Genomic DNA, 24,571 nt, shown 5'->3' on the forward strand with positions numbered 1-24,571 from the left:
CCTGAGACCTCGTCTCAGGCCGCTTTCGTGCAGGTTCAGGAGGCGCGGCGTGCGCGTGCGGCGCGACGCTTCAGAGCGCGGCGCTCGTCTTCGGAGAGACCGCCCCACACGCCGGAGTCCTGGCTGGTCTCCAGGGCGTACTGCAGACAGATCTCCGTGACTGTGCAGGTGGCGCAGACGGTCTTCGCCTTCTCGATCTGATCGACGGCCGGGCCGGTGTTCCCCACGGGGAAGAAAAGCTCGGGGTCGACAGTCAGGCAGGCGGCCTTATCGCGCCAGTCCATGGGGGCTCCTCGGTGTGGATTTCAAGAGATGTCGCGATGCGACCTCTCGGATTCGGGCAGCAGTTCGGGTTCGGCTACCCTGGTGATGTGCGGACGGGATGCCCGCGATTTGTGATGCGAGCGTGATTGCTCGCCCCACGCCGCTGTGGGAGCACATGACTTTCTCTATTCTGTTACATGAAAACCCCGAAATCAAGGGTTTTGTTCTCTTTCGATGCTTGGGAGATGCTGTGCGCGCACCTGGAATCGCTCTCGCTGCAGCGGCGGTGCTCGCCGCGGAAGCAGCGGCACTCCTCGTCTTCGCGGTGATCGAACTGGTGGGGCTCGGCGCCGGTGACGCGGCGTCGTTGCCGACCGCTGTGGCCCTGATCGCACTCACCCTCATCGGCGCCGCAGCGTTGGTGGCCTTCGCTATCGGCGTTCGCAGCGGCAAGTCCTGGGCGCGGTCCGGGGGAGTGGTGTTCCAGGTGCTCGCGGTAGCCCTGGCGCTGGCCTCCCTCACGCTGCAGCCGGTGTCGTGGGCCTTCACCTTCGGGGTCGGACTCCCCGGGCTTGTGGGCTTCGTGCTGCTGATCTCGAGCGCGCGCCGCGAGGGCGAGCAACGCGCGGCGGAGTGACCTCCGCGGCGCGCCGAGCGTGAACTCCGCGCCGGGTGTCAGGCGTCGATACCGAGCTGCTTGCGCAGGCGCGCCACGTGACCGGTGGCCTTCACGTTGTACTGCGCGAGGACGATCGTTCCGTCCTCGTCGAGGACGAAGGTGGAGCGGATGACGCCCTCGACGAGCTTGCCGTAGTTCATCTTCTCGCCCCACGCACCGTACGCGGTGTGGGTCGCATGGTCGGGGTCGCTCAGCAGCGGGAAGGTGAGTCCGTCGCGTTCGCGGAACTTCGTGAGCGTGGCGGGCTCATCGCGCGAGATGCCGATCACTCGATAGCCCGCGCCCTGGAGCGACGAGATGCTGTCGCGGAAGTCGCAGGCCTCCGTGGTGCAGCCGGGCGTCATCGCAGCGGGGTAGAAGTACAGCACCGTCTTCTGGCCGTGCAGATCGGCGAGGCGCACGGTCTTCCCGTCCTGGTCGAGGAGGGAGAAGTCAGGGGCTGCGGTTCCGGGTTCCAGGCGCTGGGTCACGCCTCCAGCCTAACGGCCGGGAGCTTGCTCCGCTTTGTCTGCGAACGTCTGGAGCAGACGCTGCAGGGAATCGAGCCGCGCACGGCCGGTGTCGCCGAGCTCACCCCGTTCCGCCGCTTCGATGAGCGCGCAGTCGGGGGCGTCGGTGAGGTGCGTGCACCCTCTGGGGCAATCCTGGGCGATCGCGGCGAGCTCCGTGAACGCGGCCAGGATGTTGGCGGGATCCACGTGGCCGAGACCGAACGAGCGGACGCCGGGGGTGTCGATCACCCAGCCGCTGCCCCCGGCCCCCTCATAGCGCAGCGAGACGGTCGAGGAGGAGGTGTGGCGGCCGCGTCCGGTGACCTGGTTCACATGTCCGGTGGCTCGCAGAGCCGTGGGCACGAGCGCGTTGACGAGGGTGGACTTGCCGACCCCCGAGTGGCCGACGAAGACGGTGGAGTGCCCGACGAGCGCTTCGCCGATCTCCTCGACGGGCATCTCCTCCTGCGCACTGGTGAACACGCGCAGGTCGAGACCGTCGAAGTGGGTGAGGAATTCCGTCGGGTCGGCGATGTCGGTCTTCGTGACGACCAGGAGCGGTCGTATCCCCGCGTCCAGCGCAGCGACGAGGTAGCGGTCGACCAGACGGGCCCGCGGCTCGGGGTCGGCCGCGGCGACCACGACGAGCATCTGATCGGCGTTCGCGACGATGACGCGCTCGACCTGGTCGGTGTCGTCAGCGCTGCGACGCAGAAGCGAGGTGCGCTCGACGATGCCGACGATGCGGGCGAGCGTGCCCTCGTCGCCCGAGGTGTCGCCGACCACCCGCGCCTGATCGCCTGTGACGATCGGCATGCGACGCAGTTCCCGGGCCCTGGTGGTCGTGATCATGCGCTCGTCGGAAGTGTTCTCGCCGAGGAGCACCGAGTACCGGCCGCGGTCGACGCCGAGGACCCTGCCCACCTGGGCGTCCTCGTGCGCGGGTCGGCGCTTGGTGCGCGGGCGGTTCGCCTTGGGGTTCGGGCGCGTCCTGATGCTGCTCTCGTCGAAGTCCTCGAAGTCGTCATCGAGGTCGTCGCCGTCGTCGAGCCAGCTCACCATCAACCTCGCAGCATCCGCTCCCAGAGCATCGTGAACTCCGGGAGGGTCTTGGCGGTGGTTCCGATGTCGTCGATCTCGACGCCCGGAACGCGCAGGCCGATCAGTGCGCCGGTCGTGGCCATCCGGTGATCGTGGTGGGCGGCCCAGCTGCCGCCGTGCAGCGGGCGGGGGATGATGCGGAGCCCGTCCGGGAGCTCCTCGGCCTCCCCGCCGAGTGCGCGGAGGTTGCCGATGAGCGCCGCGATCCGGTCGGTCTCGTGGAGGCGGATGTGGCCGATGCCACGGATGGTCGTCGGGGACTCCGCGAACGCGGCGAGGCCGACGAGGGTCGGAGTCAGCTCGCTCGCCGCGGAGAGATCGAGGTCGAGACCGCGTATGCCGGAGCCGGCGCGCACCGTGAGGGTGCCGCCGTGTCGACCAACGTGCGCTCCGGTGGCCTGCAGGATGTCCGGCAGCAGCGCCCCCGGCTGCGTGGAGTGCGCCGGCCAGCCGGTGACGGAGACGGAGCCACCGGACACGAGGGCTGCCGCGAGGAACGGTGCGGCGTTGGAGAGATCCGGCTCGATCGCGATCTCCTTCGCACGCGGCACGCCGGCTTCGACGAGCCACTCGCCGACCGCCGGACGCTCGATGCGGATGCCGCGGCGGCTCAGAGCCTCGATGGTCATGTCGATGTGCGGAAGGCTCGGGAGGTGCTCGCCGACGTGGACGAGATGGAGTCCGACATCGAATCGAGGAGCGGCGAGCAGGAGCCCGGAGACGAACTGACTCGACGCCGACGCGTCGATCTCGACTCGACCGCCGCGGATGCGCCCGTGACCGCGGATGGTGAACGGGAGCGCCCAGGTCCCCTCGTCGTCGATGTCGACGCCGAGGTCCCGCAGCGTGCTGATCAGCCCGCCCATAGGGCGATGCAGTGCGGTCTCATGCGCCGTGAGGTGCACGTCGTGCTCGGCGAGGCCCGCCAGCGGGGCGATGAAGCGCATCACGGTGCCCGCCTGGCCGCAGTCGATCGTCGTGCCACCACGGAGCTTCGCCGGGGTGACAACGAGGTCGGGGCCGAACTCGTGTCCGGCCTCCACCTCTTCGATGCCGACGCCGAGGGCGCGCAGAGCATCGACCATGCGTGCCGAGTCATCGGAATGGAGAGGAGCGATCAATCGGCCGGGGCCGTCGGCGATCGCAGCGATCATCAGCTCGCGATTCGTCAGCGATTTCGAGCCCGGAATCGTGAGCTCGGCGTGCACCGGCACGTCGGTGGTGGGCGCAGGATAGGTGCCCTGCACCCGGGCGGGGGAATACCTGTTGGCGCTCATCGGTTCTCACCTTAGTAAACGCGGGAAGCTTCGTCGCGAAAGACAGGCTCCTGAAAGCGAAGGAGAGAGAATGCCGGCGACCTTGGAGCGCGAGGTGATCGACCTCAGCGGCCTAGACTGGCCGGTGATGGATGACACCGCAACCGCAGACATCGTCGGCGACCCCCGACGCGAGTTCGAGGAGCAGGCGATCCCTTTCATGGATCAGCTCTACGCCGCCGCGATGCGCATGACGCGCAACCCCGCTGACGCCGCCGACCTCGTGCAGGAGACGTTCGTGAAGGCGTACGGCTCCTGGTCGACGTTCTCGCAGGGGACCAACCTCAAGGCGTGGCTCTACCGCATCCTCACGAACACGTACATCAACATCTACCGTAAGCGCCAGCGCGAGCCGTTCCAGGGCACGATCGATGAGCTCGAGGACTGGCAGCTGGGCGGTGCGGAATCCACGACGGCTTCGCACAGCCGTTCCGCCGAGGCGGAGGCCATCGACCGGATGCCGGCATCCGTGGTCAAGGACGCGTTGCAGGCCGTGCCGGAGGACTTCCGCCTGGCGGTGTACCTCGCGGACGTCGAGGGCTTCGCGTACCAGGAGATCGCCGACATCATGAAGACCCCCATCGGCACCGTCATGAGCCGCCTGCATCGTGGCAGGCGGATGCTGCGGGAGCTGCTGGCAGATTACGCCGCTGAGCGGGGCATCGCCGCGGCTGAGACGAGGAGCAAGAAATGAGCGACTGCGGCTGCGACAAAGCGCGTCAGGATCTGGAGGAGTACCTCCGCAACGAGGTGTGCAAGACCGAGCACACCGAGATCCGTGAGCACCTCGAGCACTGCCCGTCCTGCCGTGATGAGGCGCTCGTGGCGACGACCCTCACCGAGGTCATCGCCCGTGCATGCAAGGAGACCGCTCCCGAGCAGCTGCGCGACCAGGTGTTCGCTCGCCTCCGCGAAGCCCAGGCTGCCCAGCACTGACCGCGCGTCCGAGCCCGTCGGTAGTGTGGATGGATGAGCTCCATCGATGCGCGGGATGTGCCCGCAGACACCACCTCGACTGAACGACTGGCGGCCGCCGGACTCGAGTACCGCGTCGTCGATCTGAACGATGACGCGAGCGCCGTGGCATTCCAGCGTGCGGTCGACCGCGGGTTCCTCGGCGCAGAACCAAGCAGTGAGATGCTCGCCCAGGTCACGAAGACCTTCGCCGCACGACGCAACATCGGCGTGTTCGAGAAGTCGGCAGCGGAAACGGCGCTGCCGGTCGCGACCACCAACGCGTGGGCGACTCCGCTCACGCTTCCGGGCGGCGGCGAGATCGACATGTGGGCGATCAGCGTCGTCACCGTCGCGGCGACCCATCGGCGCCGAGGCATCGCCAGAGCCCTTCTGGAGGGGGAGCTGCGGGCCGCAGCATCAGCCGGTGTCGCCGTCGCGGGTCTCACCGTGACGGAGGCGACGATCTACGGGCGCTACGGCTTCGGCTCCGCCGTTCCGGTCGCGCGCCTGACCGTGGACACACGACGGGCGGGGTGGGGCGGCGAGACCTCGCCGGGACGCCTCGAATACGTCGACCGCGAGACACTCGCCGCCGACCTCGGGGCTGTCCACGAGCGCGCGCGTCGACGAACGGCCGGACAGATCCCCGGCTGGCGCGGCCGCTGGGAGGGGTATGCGGGCGTCGCGCCGACCGCAGATCGGGATCAGGCCCGTGGCGTGCGCTATCTCGACGAGGACGGTGCGCTTCGAGGCGTCATGGCATACACCGTGAGTGAGGCGAACGGCACTTTGCGCTTCCGCCTGGACGTGCGGCTGCTCGTGGCGGAGACCACCGAAGCGCGCGCTGCCCTGTGGCGTTTCGCGCTGCAGCACGACCTCGTCGACGAGGTCGTCGCCGACCTCCGTCCCCTCGACGATCCGCTGCCCTGGCTCGTCGCCGACTCCCGCGGCGTGAAGCAGGAGGTGCATGACCACGGCTGGCTGCGCATCCTCGATCTCCCGGCCGCGCTGACCGCACGACGCTACTCCGCTCCGCTCGACACGGTGCTGCGCGTCGAGGACTCGCTCGGGTTCGCGAACGGCGACTGGCGCGTGCGCATCGACGAGTCCGGTGACGCGACGGTCGAGGTCGCCGAGGATGGAGATCCCGCCGACATCGTGCTCGACGTGTCGGCGCTGTCTTCGCTGTACGCCGGGGGAGTTCGCGCGGCGTCTCTGCACGCCGCCGGTCGGATCTCGGGCGACGCTGCGGCCGTCGAGGCGCTCGACCGGGCGCTGGTCGCCTTCCCCGTGCCGTCCCTCGACATCTGGTACTGAACCGGAACGAGGAAGGGCGCCCCGACCGTGGTCGGGGCGCCCTTCCTCGTCGATGGATCAGCCGAGCGTGACGGCCGAGCGGATCAGTGCGGCCTGCTCGGCCGCGTGCACCTTGGACGATCCCGTCGCCGGCGATGCCGATGCCGTGCGGGCGACGGGACGGAAGGAACGGTCGCCGGGGACGTCGGCGAAGGCGAGCGCGAGGAACGGCCAGGCGCCCTGGTTCTCCGGCTCCTCCTGCACCCACACCAGTTCGGCGTTCGGGTAGGAGTCGGTGATGGCCTTGAGGTCGTCGATCGGCGTCGGGTAGAGCTGCTCGAGCCGGACGAGGGCGACCTCGGGGTTCGGGTTCTTATCGAGTTCGGCGCGCAGATCCCAGTGCACCTTGCCCGCGTGCACGAGGACGCGCTTCACGGCCGAGCGGTCGAGACCGCGGTCGTCGTCGATCACCGGCTCGAACCGGCCCTGGGTGAACGCCTCGACCGGGCTCGTCGCGCCGCGCAGACGCAGCATCGCCTTCGGAGTGAACACGATGAGCGGCTTGCGAGGACGGGCATAGGCCTGGCGGCGCAGCAGGTGGAAGTACGACGCCGGGGTCGACGGACGGGAGACGATCATGTTCTCCTGTGCGCACAGCTGCAGGAATCGCTCGATGCGCGCCGACGAGTGGTCGGGTCCTTGGCCCTCGTAGCCGTGGGGGAGGAGCAGCGTCACGCTGGACTGCTGGCCCCACTTCTGCTCGGCGGCGGAGATGTACTCGTCGATGACGGACTGGGCGCCGTTGACGAAGTCGCCGAACTGCGCCTCCCAGAGCACGAGTGCTTCGGGGGCCTCGACCGAGTAGCCGTATTCGAATCCGAGGGCGGCGTACTCGCTGAGGAGCGAGTCGTAGACGAAGAACCGGCCCTGCGCGTCGGACAGGTTCGACAGCGGCAGCCACTCCTGGCCGTTCGCACGGTCGTGAAGGGTCGCGTGACGCTGCACGAACGTGCCGCGGCGCGCATCCTGCCCGGCGAGACGCACCGGGGTGCCCTCGACCAGAAGAGAGCCGAATGCGAGCAGCTCGCCGAAGCCCCAGTCGATACCGCCGTTGCGGCTCATGTCGAGACGCTTCTCCAGCAGCTGCTGGATCTTCGGGTGCACCGTGAAACCCTCGGGCTTGTTCACGAACGCGTCGCCGATGAGCTGGATGACCTCACCCGGCACGCCGGTGACCTCGGGCGCGCCGACCTGATCTTCCACCGGAGGCAGGTCGGGTGCGATCGGCGTCGCCCCGGTCTCCGCCGCGTGCGTCTCGGCGAAGGCGATCTCGAGACGGTTCTGGAAGTCCGCCTTGGCCTCGTCGTACTCCTGCTCCGTGATGTCGCCACGGCCGACGAGCGACTCGGTGTACAGCCGGCGGACCGACCGCTTCGCCTGGATCAGGTCGGTCATCAGCGGCTGCGTCATCGAGGGGTCGTCGCCCTCGTTGTGACCGCGTCGGCGGTAGCACACGAGGTCGATGACGACGTCGCGGTGGAAGCGCTCGCGGTACTCGAACGCGAGCTGCGCCACGTGGATGACGGCCTCGGGGTCGTCGCCGTTCACGTGGAACACCGGTGCCTGGATGGTCTTCGCCACGTCGGTGGAGTACACCGAGGTGCGTCCGTCGTTCGGGGTCGTCGTGAAGCCGACCTGGTTGTTCACCACGACGTGGATCGTGCCGCCGGTGCGGTAGCCGCGCAGCTGCGACATCTGCAGCGTCTCGACCACGACGCCCTGCCCGGCGAAGGCGGCGTCGCCGTGGACGAGGATCGGCAGCCAGGCGAACGTGCCGATCGGCTTGCGGTCCTGCTTGGCGCGGACGATTCCTTCCAGCACGCCGTCGACCGTCTCGAGGTGCGAGGGGTTGGCCGCGAGGTAGACCGGCAGCTCGGACTTGTCGTCGGCGACGAAGGTGCCCTCGGTGCCGAGGTGGTACTTCACATCGCCGGAGCCGCGCTGGTTGCCGGGGGTCTGGGTGCCCTCGAACTCCCGGAACACCTGGCCGTACGTCTTGCCGGCGATGTTCGTGAGCACGTTGAGGCGGCCGCGGTGGGCCATACCGATCGCGGCACCCTCGAGACCTGCGGTCGCGGCGCCCTGGAGGATCTCGTCGAGCAGCGGGATCAGCGACTCGCCGCCCTCGAGCGAGAAGCGCTTCTGGCCGACGAACTTCGTCTGCAGGAAGGTCTCGAACGCCTCGGCCTCGTTCAGCTTGCGGAGAACCCGCAGCTGCTCGTCGTGGCCGGGCTTCTGGTACTTGACCTCGACCTTCTCCTGGAACCAGCGACGCTGCTCCGGGTCCTGGATGTGCATGTACTCGATGCCGAGCGTGCGGCAGTACGAGTCGCGGAGCACCCCGAGGATGTCGCGGAGCTTGGCGATGCGCCGACCGCCGAACCCGCCGGTGACGAACTCGCGGTCGAGGTCCCAGAAGGTGAGCCCGTGGCTCTCGATCTCGAGGTCGGGGTGCGAGCGCTGCTGGTACTCGAGCGGGTCGATGTCGGCCATCAGGTGGCCACGGACGCGGAAGGAGTTGATGAGCTCCTGCACACGGGACTGCTTGTCGACGCGCTCGGCGAGGTCGACCGCGATGTCGGGGTTCCACCGGATGGGGGCGTACGGGATGCGGAGCGCCGCGAAGATGTCGTCGTAGAAGCCGCGCTGGCCGATGAGCAGCTCATGCACCTTCTTGAGGAACTCGCCCGACCCGGCACCCTGGATGACGCGGTGGTCGTAGGTGCTGGTGAGCGTGATCGTCTTGCCGATCGCCAGCTCGTTGAGCGTCTTGTCGCTCGCGCCCTGGAACTCGGCGGGGTACTCGAGGGCGCCGGCGCCGATGATGCACCCCTGGCCCTTCATGAGTCGCGGCACGGAGTGCACGGTGCCGATGCCGCCCGGGTTGGTCAGCGAGACGGTGGTGCCCTGGAAGTCGGCGGCGGTGAGCTTGTTGCCGCGCGCGCGGGTGACCAGGTCTTCGTAGGCGCTGAGGTACTCCGTGAAGGACAGGGTGTCGGCGCGCTTGATGCTGGGCACCATGAGTGCGCGAGTTCCGTCGGGCTTGGGCAGGTCGATCGCGATGCCGAGGTTGACGTGCGCCGGGGCGACGACCGAGGGTTTGCCGTCGATCTCGGCGTAGAACACGTTCTGGCTGCGGAACTCGTCGAGCGTGCGGATGAGCGCCCAGCCGATGAGGTGGGTGAAGCTGATCTTGCCGCCGCGGGTGCGCGCCATGTGGTTGTTGATGACGATGCGGTTGTCGATCATCAGCTTCGCGGGCACGGTGCGCACGCTGGTCGCGGTCGGGACGGTCAGCGACTCGTCCATGTTCGCCGCGAGGGTCTTCGGCAGGCCGCGCAGCGGCGTGACCTTGTCCTCCTCGACCGTCTCGGCGGCTTCCTTCGACTCGGGCTTGGGCGCGGGCTTGGGGGCCTGGGCCGGGATCGGCGCGGCGGCCGCGGGCTTCGCGGTCGTGCGGGCGACCGGCTGCGAGCCGATCACGGGGATCGGGGCGGTCACCGGATGTGCCGACGTGTCCGCGGCGGCGGGTGCCGATGAGGACGTGTCCGAGTGGTACTTCTCGAGGATCGGCCACCACTCCTTGTCGACGGAGTCGCGGTTCACCTTGAACTGCTCGTAGAGCTCTTCGACGAGCCAGGAATTGGCTCCGAACCCCCCGTCGCCGTTGACGCCGGTCACCTGGTTCGACACTCTCGATCGCCCTCTTTCATCGCTGAAGCTCTCTGGTGCGGACGTCGACGCAGGATGCGTTCGGATCCGCACACTCTCGACCAACAAGCCTAACGTGTTTCGCTCGAGGAATCGTCGGAAGCGACGCGCCCACGCGGCTGCGATCTGGGTACCGTGGACACATGGAGTTCTCTGGAGCGCAGCCGACCGTCGACCTGACCTACTCGGACGTCTTCCTGGTGCCGCGGCGATCCGGGGTCACCAGCCGTCTTCAGGTCGATCTGGCACCACTGGACGGCACCCCGGCCACCCTTCCGATCGTCGCCGCGAACATGAACTCCGTGACCGGACCGCGCATCGCGGCGGTGCTCGCCCGCCGAGGTGCGCTCGGCGTCCTTCCCCAGGACCTGCCGCTGCAGGATCTCGATTCCGCGATCCGCGACGTGAAGGCGCAGCCGGTCCTCTGGGACACCCCGATCGTGCTCCCGCCCGAGGCCTCCGTCTCCGACGCCCTCCGTCTGCTCCCGGCCGCCGCCGGCCACGGGATCGTGGTGGCGCAGGGTGCCGCGCCGATCGAGGTCGGCCGGATCCTCGGCGTGCTCCCGGCGACCAGACTCGCCACCGCTCTGCCGGATGCCCAGCTCGGAGATCTCGTGCACCGCGGGACGCCGTCCATCGACGCGGACGACATCGGTTCGGAGCGGCACGCCTTCGACGTCATCACGGACGCCGACGTCGAGATGGTGACCGTGGTCCATCACGGACATCTCGTGGGCACCCTGAGCGCGCGCAGTGCGCTGCGCTCGACCCTGTACCGCCCGGCCGTCGATACCGACGGGCGTCTGGCCGTCGCCGCGGCCGTCGGAATCAACGGCGACGTCGCAGCGAAGGCCAAGGCGCTCGCCGGAGCCGGTGTCGACGTGCTGGTCGTCGACACCGCGCACGGCCACCAGGAGAGCATGCTGCGCGCTCTGCGTGCGATCGCCGAGCTCGACCTCGGCCTGCCCATCGTCGCCGGCAACATCGTCACCGCCGACGGCGTCGCCGACCTGGTCGATGCGGGCGCGACGATCCTCAAGGTGGGCGTGGGCCCGGGGGCGATGTGCACGACGCGCATGATGACCGCGGTCGGCCGCCCCCAGTTCTCCGCGGTGCTCGAGACCGCCCAGGCCGCCAAGGAGCTCGGCGCCCATGTCTGGGCCGACGGCGGCGTGCGGTACCCCCGCGACGTCGCGCTCGCGCTCGCGGCCGGCGCGGCATCCGTCATGGTCGGCTCATGGTTCGCCGGCACGATCGAGGCGCCGGGGGAGCTCCAGCGCGACGGCGACGGACGCCTGTTCAAGGAATCCTGGGGCATGGCGTCGACCAAGGCGGTGCAGGCGCGCTTCGGCCGACTCGACGCCTACGAGAGGGCACGCAAAGAGCTCTTCGCCGAGGGCATCTCCTCGTCCAAGATCTATCTCGACCCCCTGCGTCCCGGCGTGGAGGACCTGCTGGACATGATCACCTCGGGCGTGCGTTCGTCGTTCACGTATGCGGGTGCGTCGTCCGTGCCGGAGTTCCACGATCGCGCGCTGGTCGGACTCCAGTCGGCGGCGGGGTACGAAGAGGGCAAGGCGCTGCCCGTCAGCTGGTGATCGCGAGCGCGAGCACAGTCGTCTTCTGTACAATCGTCCGCATAATGGACGACCCTCCCAGTTGCAGAACATCGCCCCACTGTCCGCCTCTCTCGCAGGAGAGGAACCGCTGATGGACTACATCATGTTGGGCGTGGGGCTCCTTCTCACGGTCGGCACCGGCCTCTTCGTCGCCAGCGAGTTCGCGCTGGTCAACCTCGACCGCGCCGAGCTCGAGGCGCGACAGGCCAGAGGTGAATCCCGGCTCTCGCTCACGATCGGCGCCCTCAGGCACACGTCCACGCATCTCTCCGCAGCGCAGCTCGGCATCACCCTGACGACGCTGCTCACCGGTTACACGATGGAGCCGGCGCTGTCGAACCTGCTTCGTCCGACGCTCCTCGCTTGGAGCATCCCGGAGGCGGCGGTCGCGCCCATCGCGACGATCGTGGCGATGCTCGTCGCCACCGTGCTCTCGATGATCCTCGGCGAACTCGTGCCGAAGAACTTCGCGCTCGCCCTGCCGCTGGCGACGGCGAAGCTCGTCATCCCCTTCCAGGTCGCCTTCACGACAGTCTTCAAACCGGCCGTGGTCGTGCTCAACGGCAGTGCCAACGGCGTGCTGCGGAGCATGGGCATCGAGCCCAAGGAGGAGCTCTCCGGTGCCCGCAGCGCGGAGGAGCTCTCCTCGCTCGTCCGACGCTCCGCCAATGCGGGCCTGCTCGAGGCCGACACCGCGACGCTGCTCGACCGCACCCTGATGTTCTCCCGGCTGACCGCCGCCGATGTGATGACCGCGCGGCCGAGCATGCACGCGATCGCCGCGGGCGACTCGGTGGACGACGTCATCCAACTCGCGCGACGGACCGGCCACAGCCGCTTCCCGGTCTACGACGACGATCTCGACGACATCACGGGCGTCGTGCACCTCAAGGCGGCCATCTCGGTGCCGCGTGATCGCCGGATCGACGTCCCCGTCGGTGCTCTGGCGACCGAGCCCCTGCGCGTACCCGAGACGGTGCACGTCGACGCCCTGATCTCCGAGCTCCGTGCTCGCGGTTACCAGCTCGCCGTCGTCGTCGACGAATACGGCGGGACTGCGGGTCTCGTCACCCTCGAAGACCTCGTCGAGGAGCTGGTCGGCGAGGTCGCCGACGAGCACGATCGCACCAGAGCAGGAGTCATCCGCAACCGGGAGGGTGTGACCTTCCCCGGCGAGCTGCGGCCCGATGAGCTGCGCCGTCGCGCGGGCGTCGAGGTGCCGGAGGGCGACGTGTACGACACAGTGGGCGGCTACGTCATGAGCGTGCTCGAGCGCGTGCCCTCGGTCGGCGACGAGGTGCCGCTCGACAGCGGCATCCTCCAGGTCGTCCGCATGGACGGCCGGCGCGTCGACCGCGTCCGCTACGTTCCGAGTCCGCTCGACGGGGGAGAGGAGGCCACCCGATGAACGATTGGGGAGGACTCGCCTGGCTCGTCGTGCTTCTGATCGCGAACGCGTTCTTCGTCGGTGGAGAGTTCGCGGTGATCTCGGCTCGTCGGTCGCAGATCGAACCGCGCGCAGACCAGGGCTCGCGTGCAGCGAAGACGGCGCTGTACGCGATGGAGCACGCGACTCTGATGCTCGCGACCTCGCAGCTCGGCATCACCATCTGCTCGCTCCTGATCCTGAACGTCTCGGAGCCCGCGATCCACCACCTGCTCGCCGTGCCGCTGCATGCGCTCGGCTGGCCGGACGGTGCCGTCGATGCGGTCTCCTTCGCGATCGCGCTGCTGATCGTCTCGTTCCTGCACGTCGTGTTCGGCGAGATGGTGCCGAAGAACCTGGCGTTCTCGGTGCCGGATCGTGCCGTGCTGATCCTGGCTCCGCCGCTCGTGTGGGTGTCGAAGGTCTTCATGCCGGTGATCTGGGTGCTCAACGCGGCCGCCAACGGTGTGCTGCGCCTCTTCCGGGTGGAGCCGAAGAACGAGGCCGCCTCCACGTTCACGCTCGACGAGGTCGCGACCATCGTGAGCCAGTCGCGACGTGAGGGTCTGCTGATGGACACCGCGGGAACGGTCGCCGCCGCCGTCGAATTCACCGACAAGAAGGCGCGGGATGTCGCCGTGCCGCTCGGCGATCTCGTGACGCTGCCGCAGTCGACCACGCCGGACGACATCGAGAAGGCCGTGTCCCGCTACGGGTTCTCCCGCTACGTGATCGTCGACGACGAAGCGGTACCGATCGGGTATGTCCACCTGAAGGACATCCTCCGCGCATCCGAAGGGCCGGATGCCGAGACGAAGATGATCCAGCCGGTCCCGGCCAAGCGCATCCACCACATGGTGCCGGTGCAGGAGGATACGGATCTGGAGGATGCCCTCGCGGTCATGCGCCGCGCGGGCCGCCACCTCGCGAAGGTGCGCGACGCGCAGGGGAACACCACCGCCGTGCTGTTCCTGGAGGACATCCTGGAGGAGCTGGTCGGCGAGGTGCAGGACGCGACGCGTCGCTTCCGCGGACGCTGATCCGGACAGATACGCGAAGGCCGCCGACCCGGGAGGATCGGCGGCCTTCGTCGCGTGCGCGCCCGCTCAGCGCCAGTGCGCGCGCTCGTACTGCGGGGGCCAGGCGATCTCCGCACCGAGCTCGTGGGCGGCGCGGAGGGCGAAGTGCGGGTCACGCAACCACTCCCGACCCGCGAAGATCACGTCCGCCGCGCCGTCGGCGAGCACCTGCTCCGCCTGGGCCGACGCGGTGATGAGCCCGACGGCGGACACCGGGATGCGGCCGCCCTGGCGCACCCTCTCGGCGAGCGGCACCTGGTAGCCGGGGAACACGTCGATCCGCTGATGCGCGACGAGGCCGCCGCTGGAGACGTCGATCAGGTCGGCCCCGTGCTGTGCCGCCCAGTCGCCGACGATCGTCGCCTCCTCCGGGGTGAAGCCGCCGTCCGCGTGATCGGTGGCCGAGATGCGCACGAGCAGCGGCACCTCGGCGCCGGCGGTGGCACGAACGGCGTCGACCACGCGGAGCAGCAGTCGGGCACGGTTCTCGAGCGATCCGCCGTACTCGTCGTCGCGCAGGTTCGACAGCGGCGACAGGAACTGGTGCAGGAGGTAGCCGTGCGCCCCGTGGATCTCTATGACGTCGAAGCCGGCGTCGAGCGCGCGGCGCGTGGCGGACGCGAACCCCTCGACCACGCGGTCGATGCCCGCCAGGTCGAGGGCCACCGGTTCCGCGAAGCCGTCGAACGCCACTGCCGAGGGCGCCGTGGTCGTCCAGCCGCCGTCCTCCTGCGGGACGGAGCCGCGCTGGGGAGCCCAGGGCCACCAGGTCGAGGCCTTCCGTCCCGCGTGCGCGAGCTGGATGCCGGCGTGCGCTCCGCGGTCGTGGATGGCCTGCACGATCGGCGTGAGTGCGTCGCGCTGCTCGTCGTTCCAGAGGCCGACGTCGCGAGGGGAGATCCGGCCCTCGGGGACGACCGAGGTGGCCTCGGCGACGATCAGCCCGGCGCCGCCCGAGGCGAACTGGGCGAGGTGGGCGTGGTGCCACTCCTGAGCGACGCCGTCGACGGCGCTGTACATGCACATGGGTGAGACCCAGAGGCGATTGCGGAAGGTGACGGATCGGATGCTCAGAGGGGAGAAGAGAAGACTCACCGTTCGACGCTACCCCCGCGGGCGTGCGCCTCGGGCCGCCGCACTAACGTGGAGTCATGATCGAGGTGCGGGAGTGGTCACGCAGCGATACGGCACGCCTGTTCCGTGCGCCCACGGCGGAGGACGACAAGTACGCCCGCGGGGTCGTGGCGCTGCGTACCGGATCTCCCGCCTACCCCGGCGCCGCGGTGCTCGGAGTCGAGGCGGCCTGGCGGGCCGGGGCGGGGTTCGTGCGGTACGTGGGCGCGGAACGGGTGGCGGACGCCGTGCTGGCTCGGCGACCCGAGACCGTCGTGGGAGCGGACATCGGCAGTTCGCGCGTCGGAGCCTGGGTGATCGGCTCCGGGACGGATCCGATGCACCGCACGGACGCGGAGAGCGTCGCGCTCCGCGAGATCCTCGCCGGCACGGCCCCCGTCGTCATCGATGCGGGTGCCCTGGACCTCGCGCCGGGAGCACGGGCGCCGTTCCTCGTCACTCCTCACGCACGGGAGTTCGCCCGGTTGCAGGAGCGTCTCCGCGTGCAGCCCCACGACGACGAAGACGACGATCGGGCGGATGCGGCACGACAGGTGGCCGCGAAGATCGGCGGCACCGTGCTGCTCAAGGGGGCACGGACGCTGGTCGCCGACCCCGACGGAGCCGTCATCGCCGTCGAAGCGGGAACGGGGTGGCTGGCGACGGCCGGTACCGGAGACGTGCTCGCGGGCGTACTCGGGGCGGTCATGGCCGCGAACCCCGGAGCGGCGCTCGCCGAGGTTGCGGCCGCGGGCGCCTGGCTGCATGGTCATGCCGCGCGGATCGCCGCCGGCACGCTCGCCGGCGGCCCGGGTCACCCGATCGTCGCGATGGACGTGGCCGAGGCGCTCCCGCACGCGATCCAGGACGTCCTGGCGTGAGCCGCGACTCGACGACGAGGGTGCTCGTCCTGTGGGGCGCATTCCTCCTCGTCCACCTGCTCACCGCGCTGCTCGGGTGGGTGTATCCGAGCCAGCCCATGGGTGATGTCGTGCTCGTGTACGAGCCGTGGGCGTCGGCGGCTCTCGGGGGCGGACCGATCGTCGGCATCACCGAGACCTGGGTTTACCCCCAGCTCGCGCTGGTGCCCCTGCTGCTCGCCGCCGGACTCGCCGCGCCTCTGGTTCCCGTGCTCGGCGTCTCGAGCGCTTACCTCGTCGGCTGGGCCGTGCTGGTCATCGTCCTCGATGCGGTCGCCTTCGGCGTGCTCATCTGGCGCTCACCCTCGCATGCGCGGCGGGTCGCTGCCTGGTTCTGGTGCGGCGCCGTCCTGCTGCTCGGACCGATCGCGCTGTACCGGATCGACGCGATCACCGTGCCCCTCGCCGTGATCGGCGGACTCTGGCTCGTCGCGCGACCGATGATCGCCGCCGCCCTGTTGACGGCCGGCGCCTGGATCAAGATCTGGCCCGGCGCACTCGTCGTGGCCGCCGTCGTCGCGGTCCGCGCGCGGCTGCGAGTGCTGCTCGGCGCGGTCGTCGTCACGGGCGGCGTGCTGGCGCTGCTGCTCCTGTTCGGCGCGGACACCGAGATCCTCGGGTTCCTAACCGAGCAGACCGGGCGCGGGCTGCAGATCGAGGCGGTCGCAGCGACGCCGTTCCTCTGGCTCGCTGTCGCGGGGGCTGCACGCATCGAGTACAGCTTCGAGATCCTCACCTTCCAGGTGACGGCGCCGGGGGTGGATGCCGTCGCGGCGGCCCTCACCCCGTTGATGGTGATCTGCGTGCTGGTGGTCGCGGCGATCGGCGCGGTGAAGGCGATGCGCGGTGCCGCCTTCCCCCGGCTGTTCCCGCCGCTCGCCCTCACGCTCGTGACACTGCTCATCGTCAGCAACAAGGTCGGCTCTCCCCAGTTCCAGACCTGGCTCATCGCGCCGGTGATCCTGTGGATCGTGCTCGACCGTGCCAGAGCGCGCACGCCCGCGGTCATCGTCCTCGCACTCTGTCTGCTCACCTGTCTCGTGTATCCGCTCGGCTACGACGCCCTCCTGCGCGCTGAAGCGCTTCCCGTCGCGGTGCTTACGGTGCGAAACGTCCTTCTCCTCGTCCTGCTCGTCCTCGGCATCCGCGCTCTCCTGCGCGTGCCCGTCCGTCATCCGAAACTCCAGGAGTGAACCCATGCTGATCGCCTTCTCCGTCGCCCCGAGCGGCACACCCGCCGAAGGAACCGAGCGGACCGATGCCTCCGTGCACGACGCGGTGGCCGCGGCTGTGCGCGTGGTGCGCGAGTCAGGTCTGCCGCACCGCACGACGAGCATGTTCACCGAGGTCGAGGGTCCCGATTGGGACACGGTGATGGACGTCGTGAAGCGCGCCACCGAGGCCGTCATGCCGTTCGGCTCGCGGGTGTCGCTGGTGCTCAAGGCCGACATCCGCCCCGGGTACTCGGGCGAGCTCGACGCGAAGATCGAGCGCCTCGAGGCGGCGATCGAGGAGTCGGATGACTGATCGGCGCGCTCCTGCCGAGGTCCGGACACGTCCGGCTGTCGACGATGACGTCGACTGGATCGCGGAACTGCGGGCGATCGTGCTCCGGTCCGATCTGACGCGGCTCGGTCGCTACGACGACGTGCGCGTGCGGCAGCGATTCCGGGACGCGTTCGCGCCGGAGGAGACCCGCGTCATCATCGTGGACGGAGAGGAGGTCGGCTCCGTCGCGCTCCGTGACGAAGGCGGGTCGCGCTGGCTGGAGCACTTCTACATCGCTCCTTCGCACCAGGGGGCCGGCGTCGGAGGTCGCATCCTGACGATGCTCCTGGACGTTGACGTGCCCCATCGTCTCAACGTGCTCCAGGGCAGTCCTGCCCGGGCGCTGTATGAACGCCACGGCTTCGTCCTCGAGAGGCAGGACGAGGTCGACGTCTTCATGTTGCGTGAGCGGACGAGCACGGACGGCGTGGCGTCGGACGGCCGCTAGGCTGTACCGGTGAATCCCTCGACTGAATCGAGGGGTGCGGCGAAGTGGGCGCTCCTCTCTCTCGCCATCGGCAGCTTCGGCATCGGCATGACCGAGTTCGTGGTCATGGGTCTACTGCCCAACATCGCCGCCGACCTGCTGCCCTCGCTCTGGGCCACCAGCCAGGAAGACGCGCTGAGCCAGGCCGGTTGGCTGATCTCGCTGTACGCGCTGGGCGTGGTGGTCGGTGCGCCGACCATCGCCGGCTTCGTCGCGCGCTTCCCGAGGCACCGGGTAATGATCGTGCTGGCCCTCGCCCTGACGGTCTTCAACGCGCTCACAGTCATCCTGCCCACGTTCGAACTGGTCGCCGCCTCCCGGTTCCTGGCAGGGCTCCCGCATGGCGCGTACTTCGGCATCGGCGCCCTGGTCGCGGCCGACGTTATGGGGCCGGGGAACCGTGCCAAGGGCGTGGCATTCATCCTCACGGGACTGACGGTCGCCAACGTGGTCGGCGTGCCGCTCGGCACGTTCCTCGGACAGGTGTGGGGATGGCGCGCGGCGTTCGCCGTCGTCGCGATCGTGTTCGCGTTGGCGACGGTCTTCATCGCGGTGTTCGTGCCGCAGCACCCCGGTGATCCCGGACGCACGATGCGCCAGGAGCTCCGGGTCTTCCGCATCCCGCAGGTGTGGTTCACACTCGGCGTCGGTGCGATCGGTTTCGGTGGCTTCTTCGCCGTCTACAGCTACATCGCGCCTCTCGTGACCGAGGTCGCCGGGTCGCCGGACTGGGCGGTGCCGATCGTCCTGGTGCTGATGGGGCTCGGCATGACCGCGGGAAACCTCGTCGGCGGCCACCTCGCAGACATCGACCTGCGCCGCACGCTGCTCTACGGACTCGCGGCCCTCGTCGTCGTCCTCGGCCTGCTCGCGGTCTTGGCCTTCTGGATCGTGACGCTCGGGCTGCTGGTCTTCGTGGTCGGGTTCGTGTCGTCGGTGCTGAGCCCGACGATCCAGACGCGCCTGATGGATGTGGCCGAAGACAACCAGTCGATCGCCGCGGCGATGAACCACTCGGCCCTCAACATCGGGAACAGCCTGGGCGCATTCCTCGGTGGGCTCGTGATCGCGGCAGGCTGGGGCTTCACGGCGCCCGCATGGACCGGTGCCGCGCTCGCCGTGGCGGGATTGCTGATCGCCCTGCTGTCCTACCGCGTGGACGCGCGTCGGCCCGCCGCCAGGGAACGCATCGCGTCGTAGAGTGACGGGGTGATCACGCCCGATTCGTCCTTGCCCGTCGCCGGCACGGTCGTGCTGCTGCGCGCAGCCGACCCCGGCTTCGAAGTGCTGCTGATGCGGCGTCCCGATCGTGGATCATTCGCGGGCGCGTGGGTCTTCCCCGGCGGCAAGGTCGAGCCGGCCGATCGGCGTGACGGTGACGAAGAGGTCGAGGACGCGTGTCGTGCCGCGATCCGAGAGACCTTCGAAGAGGTCGGGGTCGTCGTCGAGGAGCTGGTGGCGTTCTCCCAGTGGCATCCGCCGGTCGAGGCACCCACGCGCATCCGCACCTGGTTCTTCCTCGCCGCGGCGCCGGCCGCCGATCCGTCACCCGCCGAAGACGAGGTGGCCGCGATCGCCTGGGTCCGTCCTGCCGAGGCTCTCGCGCGGCACGGTGCAGGGGAGTGGATGCTGTATCCGCCGACCTGGATCACGCTGCATCAGCTGTCGGCGTTCACCGACGCGGCATCCGCGTTGGCGTCCGGCGGTGCCGTGCAGCTGTTCCAGACACGTGTTCTGGGTTCGGGCGTCGCGCAGGCGTTCGCGTGGGAGCAGGGGCGTCTCGAGGCGGGCGAACTGCCGTGGCGGTTCGTCCCGGGCTGAGCGACGCGGATCAGCTCTCGAGCAGCCGCCGCAGGTTCGCGCCGACGATCTCGGTCTCGATGAGGAAGCCGTCGTGCCCGAAGTCGCTGGAGACCACGACGGCCTCCCGGTCGATCACGTTCCGGATGCTGCGGGCGATGCGCTGCTGTCCGTCGACGGGGAACAGGCGGTCGCTGTCGATGCCGAGGACGAGCGTGGTGGCCGTGACCGCGTGCAGCGCCTCTTCGACACCGCCGCGCCCGCGCCCGACATCGTGCGAGTTCATGGCCTCCACGAGCGTGATGTAGCTGTTCGCGTCGAAGCGACGGGTGAACTTGTTGCCGTGGAAATCGAGGTACGACTCCACGGCGAAGCGCCCGCCGTGACCGAGAGGTGAGACATCCGACTGCCACGACCGCTGGAAGCGCTGGTTCAACTCGATCGGGCTGCGGTAGTTCAGCAGAGCCATCCGCCGTGCCAGCGCGAGTCCGCGGTGCGGGCCGTCGCCGTCTCCGAGGTCGTAGTACTCGCCGCCCTGGAACCGAGGGTCCATCCGGATCGTCTCCAGCTGCACGGTGTTCAGCGCGATCTGGTCGGCCGTTGTCACCGGGGGAGAGGAGAGCACAGCCAGCCGCTGCACGCGCTCCGGGTGCGTCACCGCCCACTCCAGGGCGTGCATGCCGCCCATGGATCCGCCGATGACCGCGGCAAAGCTGTCGATGCCCAGCGCGTCGGCGAGCCGCACCTGCGCCGCCACCTGGTCGCGGATCGTCAGGTAGGGGAAGCGCGACGCCCATTCGTAGCCGTCGGGGGCGACGCTTGCCGGTCCGGTCGATCCCTGGCAGCCGCCCAGCATGTTCGGAGCGATCACGAACCAGCGGTCGGTGTCGAGCGGCGCACCGGGGCCGGTGAGGTCTTCCCACCACCCCGCGGTCGGATGGCCGGAGCCTGCAGGACCCCGCACATGACTGTCGCCCGTGAGCGCATGCAGCACGAGGATCGCGTTGTCGCGAGCGGCATTCAGTTCGCCCCACGACTCGTACGCGATGCGGATGCCCGGCAGCTCGCGACCGCTCTCGGTCGAGAAGGCGCCGAACGCCGCGAAACGCCGACCGCCGACCGGGTCGCCGTCGCGCCACGCGCCCGTCGCCGGTGGGCGAGCACGGAGCAGCCGCACGTCGGCCTCCGTCACGGGCGCCGACGGCACCGTGTCTTCGGATGTCGTCTGCCAGTCCATCCCTCCATTGTCGCCTGGTCGAGCACCCGGCGGCGGCAGGTTACGACCCGGTGTCGTGTCGCCGTGCGCGCGACGGCTCGGACGAAGGGCGTGCGACTCAGCGCACGCGCGTCATCGTGGCGAGGTGGTCGCTGTTCCCGGCACGTCGGGTGCTCGAGTCGACGACGTCGAGTCCGCGGACGAACACCTGGTCGATCCGGACGAGCGGGAAGGCGGCGGGCCAGGTGAACCCGAGGGTGCCGTCGGTCGGCCGTGCCCACTCGGCTTCCGTTCGCAGCGCAGCCAGGCTCGGGTCCGTCGAGGGTGCGTTGAAGTCACCGACGACGACGAGCGCGGTGGCCGCGTCGGAGGCGACCTGCTCCGCGATGCCGTTGAGCATCGTGTCGCGGTCCTGCTGCTGCCCGGGGCGCACGGAGGCGGCATGCAACACGTAGACGGCGACCGGTCCCGCGGGGCTCTGCACCTCGACGCGGAGCGCGCGCTTCCAGCTGAGCCCGAGCGTGAGCGGTTCGGCGCTCGCCAGGGGGTATCGACTCCACAGCGCCACCGTGCCGACCGTGTAGGAGTGCGGGTAGGCGTCGGCGAGCACCTCGCTCGCGGCGGAGAGGCTGTCGCCGTCGAGTTCGGTGAGGGCGATCACATCCGCCTCGCTCTGCGCGAGTTCTGTGGCGGAGGCGGCGGCGCTGCCGGAGTGCGCGCGCACGTTCTGGCTGGCGATCGTGAGTTCGCTCTGCGCACTGCCCGATCCGGGGAGTCCGGGGAACGCCGGGGCCATCGCGAGGAACCAGAGGAGCGTGGGCACCAGGAGGAGGACGATCACGCGCCGCGCGAGGAAGAGCGCGATGACCACGAGTGCGAGGAGGACGAGTCCGAGCCAGGGGAGGACGGCGGCGACGGCGGTGCCGATCACGCCAGGAACCCATCCGCACACGAGCAGGATCAGCACGGCGATGCCGGCGATCGCGAGACGGCGGGCGTGGCGCGTCGTGGTGCGTCGGGCGAGCGGTGGTCGGTGTTCGACGTCGATCATGCTCTCCTCACAGCGGGGATCCCATTCTCAACGGAGCCGCCTGTGGGTCGGCCGGGTGGTGCCCGCACCCCGCGAACGCGAGGATGCCCCGGACCGCGTGGTCCGAGGCATCCTCGTGGTGGTGCGTGTGGAACGTCAGGCGCGAGCAGCCTCCGACACGGCGCGTGCCGCAGCGAGAGCCTGGTCGAGGTCGGCCTTCAGATCGTCGATGTTCTCGATGCCCACGGAGAGGCGGACGAGGCCCGGGGTGACACCCGCGGTGAGCTGCTGCTCGGGGGTGAGCTGCGCGTGCGTGGTCGACGCGGGGTGGATGACGAGCGAGCGCACGTCGCCGATGTTGGCGAGGTGGCTGAACAGCGACAGGCTGTTCACGAACTCGCGGCCGGCCTCGACACCGCCCTTGAGCTCGAACGACAGCACCGCGCCGACGCCCTTGGGGGCGTACTCGTTCGCCTTGGCGTACCACGGCGAGGAGGGAAGGCCCGAGTAGTTGACGGTCGCGACGTCGTCACGGCTGTCGAGCCACTCGGCGATCTCCTGCGCGTTCTGCACGTGACGCTCGATGCGCAGCGACAGGGTCTCGATGCCCTGGATGAGGTTCCACGCGCTCTGCGGCGCGATGGCCGAGCCGAGGTCGCGCAGCAGCTGCACGCGGGCCTTGATGATGTAGGCGAGCGGGTCGCCGACCGCGGCGGTGTAGCTGGCACCGTGGTACGAGGGGTCCGGAACCGTGAGGCCCGGGAACTTGTCGACGTTCTTCGACCACTCGAACGTTCCGCCGTCGACGATGGCGCCGCCGATGGTGGTGCCGTGTCCGCCGAGGAACTTCGTGACCGAGTGCACGACGATGTCGGCGCCGAACTCGAACGGACGGATCAGGTACGGGGTGGCGATCGTGTTGTCGACGATCAGCGGGACGCCGGACTCGTGTGCGATGTCGGCGACGGCGCGGATGTCGAGGATGTTGATCTGCGGGTTGCCGATGGTCTCCGCGAAGAACAGCTTCGTGTTCGGGCGCACCGCGCGGCGCCACTCCTCGGCGTCATCCTGGTTCTCGACGAAGGTGACCTCGATGCCGAGCTTGGCGAGGGTGTACTTGAAGAGGTTGTAGGTGCCGCCGTAGATCGAGCTCGAGGCGACGAAGTGGTCGCCGGCCTGAGCGATGTTGAGGATCGCGAAGGTCGAGGCTGCCTGGCCGCTGGCGAGCACGAGTGCGCCGGTGCCGCCTTCGAGCGCGGCGAGACGCTGCTCGAGCACGTCCTGCGTCGGGTTCTGGATGCGGGTGTAGATGTTGCCGAACTCCGCGAGGGCGAAGAGGTTGGCCGCATGGTCCGCGCTGTCGAACACGTACGACGTGGTCTGGTAGATCGGCGTGGCGCGGGCCTTCGTGACCGGGTCGGGGGCGGCGCCGGAGTGGATCTGCTTGGTCTCGAAGCGCCAGGACTCGGGTGCGGACATGATTTCCCCCAGGAGTGGTCGGAAGGTCGGATGGCGGATGCCGTTGCAGCGAGAGTACGGAACATCGGCCCGTGTCAACAACAACCGGGAAATGTGACGTAACACGGCGGAGGCCCGGAATCACGGGGGAGAGAGGGTTCCGCGACAGCCCCGTGCGGGACTCCGCAATCTCGGCGGAACATCGTACGGTGGAGGCATGGTGAACAGACGTGCAGTGGTGACAGGTGCGAGTTCGGGAATCGGCGCGGCGACGGTGCGCGCGCTCCGGGCACGAGGATGGGATGTCGTCGGTGTCGCCCGACGCGAGGATCGTCTGTCCGCGCTCGCCGCGGAGACCGGGGCTTCGGCCATCGCGTGCGACCTGACCGACCCGGCCGCGGTCGACGCGCTGGTCTCGGAGCTCGAAGCATCCGGCCCGGTACACGCGCTCGTGCAGGTGGCCGGAGGCGCCCGCGGGACCGACCGCATCGAGGATGCCTCGGTCGAGGACTGGCAGTGGATGTTCGACGCCAACGTGCTGGCGACGCAGCGACTGGTCGCCGGCCTGCTCCCGCTGCTGCGGCGGGCCGCTGCGGCAGACGGCCACGCCGACACGATCTTCGTGACCTCGACCGCCGCGCAGTCGGCGTACGCGGGCGGCGCCGGGTACAACGCGGCGAAGGCCGCCGAGGGCATGCTGGTGAAGGTGCTTCGCCAGGAGCTCAACGGCGAGCCGATCCGCGTCGTGGAGGTCGCGCCCGGCATGGTCCACACCGAGGAGTTCACGCTGAACCGCCTCGGGGGAGACGCCGTCGCCGCCGAAGCCGTGTACTCCGGCGTCGAAGCGCCTCTTCTCGCCGAAGACGTCGCTGACGTGATCGCCTATGCGCTGGAGTCGCCGGCACACGTCAACCTCGACCTGATCACGATGCGCCCGGTCGCACAGTCGGCTCAGCACCTGCTCGCGCGCGGTCCGCTGCGCGTGCGCTCCATCGACTGA

23 protein-coding genes are annotated in these 24,571 nt (G+C 69.4%); 14 read left to right on the forward strand and 9 right to left on the reverse strand.

The window, feature by feature from the left end:
• Positions 1-35: 35 nt before the first annotated feature.
• Positions 36-284 (reverse strand): WhiB family transcriptional regulator, encoded by a 249-nt coding sequence (locus CQ034_RS01390; protein WP_017203224.1) that lies wholly within the window; start codon positions 282-284, stop codon positions 36-38.
• Between the two features lie 230 nt (positions 285-514).
• On the opposite strand from CQ034_RS01390, the gene CQ034_RS01395 reads away from it, so the two are divergent.
• Positions 515-901, forward strand: coding sequence for a hypothetical protein (locus CQ034_RS01395; protein ID WP_036303399.1), 387 nt, complete (start codon positions 515-517; stop codon positions 899-901).
• Positions 902-939: 38 nt separating this feature from the next.
• On the opposite strand, the gene bcp is transcribed toward CQ034_RS01395, so the two are convergent.
• From bcp to aroA, 3 genes are read right to left on the reverse strand one after another with little or no spacing between them, the layout of a single operon-like run.
• Complete coding sequence (gene bcp, locus CQ034_RS01400; protein ID WP_105709680.1) at positions 940-1,413, reverse strand: thioredoxin-dependent thiol peroxidase; 474 nt, start codon at positions 1,411-1,413, stop codon at positions 940-942.
• 9 nt (positions 1,414-1,422) lie between these two features.
• The gene (gene rsgA / locus CQ034_RS01405; RefSeq protein ID WP_105710318.1) at positions 1,423-2,493 is read right to left on the reverse strand and encodes a ribosome small subunit-dependent GTPase A; all 1,071 of its coding nucleotides are present in this window, start codon (positions 2,491-2,493) and stop codon (positions 1,423-1,425) included.
• 2 nt (positions 2,494-2,495) lie between these two features.
• The gene (aroA, locus tag CQ034_RS01410; protein ID WP_029261946.1) at positions 2,496-3,812 is read right to left on the reverse strand and encodes a 3-phosphoshikimate 1-carboxyvinyltransferase; all 1,317 of its coding nucleotides are present in this window, start codon (positions 3,810-3,812) and stop codon (positions 2,496-2,498) included.
• Positions 3,813-3,882: 70 nt separating this feature from the next.
• Here aroA and CQ034_RS01415 point away from each other — a divergent pair, with 70 nt between their 5' ends.
• The 3 genes from CQ034_RS01415 to CQ034_RS01425 are packed head-to-tail and all read left to right on the forward strand — an operon-like array spanning position 3,883 to position 6,125.
• Positions 3,883-4,545, forward strand: a complete 663-nt coding sequence (locus tag CQ034_RS01415) for a sigma-70 family RNA polymerase sigma factor (RefSeq protein ID WP_029261945.1) — start codon at positions 3,883-3,885, stop codon at positions 4,543-4,545.
• Positions 4,542-4,787 carry a zf-HC2 domain-containing protein gene (locus CQ034_RS01420; RefSeq protein ID WP_029261944.1) on the forward strand — a complete coding sequence of 82 codons (246 nt, stop codon included), beginning with the start codon at positions 4,542-4,544 and terminating at the stop codon, positions 4,785-4,787. The genes CQ034_RS01415 and CQ034_RS01420 overlap by 4 nt, the downstream gene beginning before the upstream one ends.
• 33 nt (positions 4,788-4,820) lie before the next feature.
• Positions 4,821-6,125: a GNAT family N-acetyltransferase gene (locus CQ034_RS01425; RefSeq protein WP_105709681.1), complete on the forward strand. Its 1,305-nt coding sequence runs from the start codon at positions 4,821-4,823 to the stop codon at positions 6,123-6,125.
• A 57-nt stretch (positions 6,126-6,182) separates the two neighbouring features.
• On the opposite strand, the gene CQ034_RS01430 is transcribed toward CQ034_RS01425, so the two are convergent.
• A complete protein-coding gene (locus tag CQ034_RS01430; protein ID WP_105709682.1) occupies positions 6,183-9,857 on the reverse strand; it encodes a multifunctional oxoglutarate decarboxylase/oxoglutarate dehydrogenase thiamine pyrophosphate-binding subunit/dihydrolipoyllysine-residue succinyltransferase subunit in 3,675 nt (1,224 codons plus the stop codon).
• A 161-nt stretch (positions 9,858-10,018) separates the two neighbouring features.
• Here CQ034_RS01430 and CQ034_RS01435 point away from each other — a divergent pair, with 161 nt between their 5' ends.
• The 3 genes from CQ034_RS01435 (at position 10,019) to CQ034_RS01445 (ending at position 13,960) form a co-directional block, all read left to right on the forward strand.
• Positions 10,019-11,473 carry a GuaB1 family IMP dehydrogenase-related protein gene (locus CQ034_RS01435; protein ID WP_105709683.1) on the forward strand — a complete coding sequence of 485 codons (1,455 nt, stop codon included), beginning with the start codon at positions 10,019-10,021 and terminating at the stop codon, positions 11,471-11,473.
• Positions 11,474-11,585: 112 nt separating this feature from the next.
• A complete protein-coding gene (locus tag CQ034_RS01440; RefSeq protein ID WP_029261940.1) occupies positions 11,586-12,902 on the forward strand; it encodes a hemolysin family protein in 1,317 nt (438 codons plus the stop codon).
• Positions 12,899-13,960, forward strand: coding sequence for a hemolysin family protein (locus tag CQ034_RS01445; RefSeq protein ID WP_029261939.1), 1,062 nt, complete (start codon positions 12,899-12,901; stop codon positions 13,958-13,960). Before CQ034_RS01440 ends, CQ034_RS01445 begins: the two co-directional genes overlap by 4 nt.
• A gap of 66 nt (positions 13,961-14,026) precedes the next feature.
• Here the strand turns inward: CQ034_RS01445 and CQ034_RS01450 are convergent, their stop codons facing one another.
• A complete protein-coding gene (locus CQ034_RS01450) occupies positions 14,027-15,094 on the reverse strand; it encodes an NADH:flavin oxidoreductase/NADH oxidase (protein WP_105709684.1) in 1,068 nt (355 codons plus the stop codon).
• A gap of 56 nt (positions 15,095-15,150) precedes the next feature.
• On the opposite strand from CQ034_RS01450, the gene CQ034_RS01455 reads away from it, so the two are divergent.
• The 6 genes from CQ034_RS01455 to CQ034_RS01480 are packed head-to-tail and all read left to right on the forward strand — an operon-like array spanning position 15,151 to position 19,888.
• Positions 15,151-15,993, forward strand: a complete 843-nt coding sequence (locus CQ034_RS01455; protein ID WP_105709685.1) for an NAD(P)H-hydrate dehydratase — start codon at positions 15,151-15,153, stop codon at positions 15,991-15,993.
• Positions 15,990-17,225, forward strand: a complete 1,236-nt coding sequence (locus CQ034_RS01460) for a hypothetical protein (RefSeq protein WP_258133931.1) — start codon at positions 15,990-15,992, stop codon at positions 17,223-17,225. Before CQ034_RS01455 ends, CQ034_RS01460 begins: the two co-directional genes overlap by 4 nt.
• A 4-nt stretch (positions 17,226-17,229) precedes the next feature.
• Positions 17,230-17,559 (forward strand): thiamine-binding protein, encoded by a 330-nt coding sequence (locus CQ034_RS01465; RefSeq protein WP_105709686.1) that lies wholly within the window; start codon positions 17,230-17,232, stop codon positions 17,557-17,559.
• Complete coding sequence (locus CQ034_RS01470; protein ID WP_105709687.1) at positions 17,552-18,028, forward strand: GNAT family N-acetyltransferase; 477 nt, start codon at positions 17,552-17,554, stop codon at positions 18,026-18,028. The genes CQ034_RS01465 and CQ034_RS01470 overlap by 8 nt, the downstream gene beginning before the upstream one ends.
• A gap of 9 nt (positions 18,029-18,037) precedes the next feature.
• Complete coding sequence (locus CQ034_RS01475) at positions 18,038-19,267, forward strand: MFS transporter (RefSeq protein WP_105709688.1); 1,230 nt, start codon at positions 18,038-18,040, stop codon at positions 19,265-19,267.
• 9 nt (positions 19,268-19,276) lie between these two features.
• Positions 19,277-19,888, forward strand: coding sequence for an NUDIX domain-containing protein (locus CQ034_RS01480; protein WP_105709689.1), 612 nt, complete (start codon positions 19,277-19,279; stop codon positions 19,886-19,888).
• A 10-nt stretch (positions 19,889-19,898) separates the two neighbouring features.
• Here CQ034_RS01480 and CQ034_RS01485 read toward each other — a convergent pair whose 3' ends face one another.
• The 3 genes from CQ034_RS01485 to CQ034_RS01495 form a co-directional block, all read right to left on the reverse strand.
• Positions 19,899-21,104, reverse strand: coding sequence for a homoserine O-acetyltransferase (locus CQ034_RS01485; protein WP_105709690.1), 1,206 nt, complete (start codon positions 21,102-21,104; stop codon positions 19,899-19,901).
• 97 nt (positions 21,105-21,201) lie between these two features.
• Positions 21,202-22,134, reverse strand: a complete 933-nt coding sequence (locus CQ034_RS01490; protein ID WP_105709691.1) for an endonuclease/exonuclease/phosphatase family protein — start codon at positions 22,132-22,134, stop codon at positions 21,202-21,204.
• 135 nt (positions 22,135-22,269) lie between these two features.
• Positions 22,270-23,592: a bifunctional o-acetylhomoserine/o-acetylserine sulfhydrylase gene (locus CQ034_RS01495; protein ID WP_029261929.1), complete on the reverse strand. Its 1,323-nt coding sequence runs from the start codon at positions 23,590-23,592 to the stop codon at positions 22,270-22,272.
• A 196-nt stretch (positions 23,593-23,788) separates the two neighbouring features.
• On the opposite strand from CQ034_RS01495, the gene CQ034_RS01500 reads away from it, so the two are divergent.
• On the forward strand, positions 23,789-24,571 hold the full coding sequence (locus CQ034_RS01500) for an SDR family oxidoreductase (protein ID WP_181156181.1): 783 nt from the start codon (positions 23,789-23,791) through the stop codon (positions 24,569-24,571).

This window comes from Microbacterium sp. MYb45, from assembly GCF_002979655.1.
In the GTDB taxonomy this organism is placed as follows: Bacteria; Actinomycetota; Actinomycetes; order Actinomycetales; family Microbacteriaceae; genus Microbacterium.

Coding starts and splice junctions, on each gene's coding strand:
- CQ034_RS01420 (WP_029261944.1), top strand. CDS start 4,542: ATGAGCGACTGCGGCTGCGACAAAGCGCGTCAGGATCTGGAGGAGTAC.
- CQ034_RS01440 (WP_029261940.1), top strand. CDS start 11,586: ATGGACTACATCATGTTGGGCGTGGGGCTCCTTCTCACGGTCGGCACC.
- CQ034_RS01425 (WP_105709681.1), top strand. CDS start 4,821: ATGAGCTCCATCGATGCGCGGGATGTGCCCGCAGACACCACCTCGACT.
- CQ034_RS01500 (WP_181156181.1), top strand. CDS start 23,789: ATGGTGAACAGACGTGCAGTGGTGACAGGTGCGAGTTCGGGAATCGGC.
- CQ034_RS01390 (WP_017203224.1), bottom strand. CDS start 284: ATGGACTGGCGCGATAAGGCCGCCTGCCTGACTGTCGACCCCGAGCTT.
- CQ034_RS01495 (WP_029261929.1), bottom strand. CDS start 23,592: ATGTCCGCACCCGAGTCCTGGCGCTTCGAGACCAAGCAGATCCACTCC.
- aroA (WP_029261946.1), bottom strand. CDS start 3,812: ATGAGCGCCAACAGGTATTCCCCCGCCCGGGTGCAGGGCACCTATCCT.
- CQ034_RS01445 (WP_029261939.1), top strand. CDS start 12,899: ATGAACGATTGGGGAGGACTCGCCTGGCTCGTCGTGCTTCTGATCGCG.
- CQ034_RS01435 (WP_105709683.1), top strand. CDS start 10,019: ATGGAGTTCTCTGGAGCGCAGCCGACCGTCGACCTGACCTACTCGGAC.
- CQ034_RS01470 (WP_105709687.1), top strand. CDS start 17,552: ATGACTGATCGGCGCGCTCCTGCCGAGGTCCGGACACGTCCGGCTGTC.
- CQ034_RS01415 (WP_029261945.1), top strand. CDS start 3,883: ATGCCGGCGACCTTGGAGCGCGAGGTGATCGACCTCAGCGGCCTAGAC.
- CQ034_RS01490 (WP_105709691.1), bottom strand. CDS start 22,134: ATGATCGACGTCGAACACCGACCACCGCTCGCCCGACGCACCACGACG.
- CQ034_RS01465 (WP_105709686.1), top strand. CDS start 17,230: ATGCTGATCGCCTTCTCCGTCGCCCCGAGCGGCACACCCGCCGAAGGA.
- CQ034_RS01485 (WP_105709690.1), bottom strand. CDS start 21,104: ATGGACTGGCAGACGACATCCGAAGACACGGTGCCGTCGGCGCCCGTG.
- CQ034_RS01455 (WP_105709685.1), top strand. CDS start 15,151: ATGATCGAGGTGCGGGAGTGGTCACGCAGCGATACGGCACGCCTGTTC.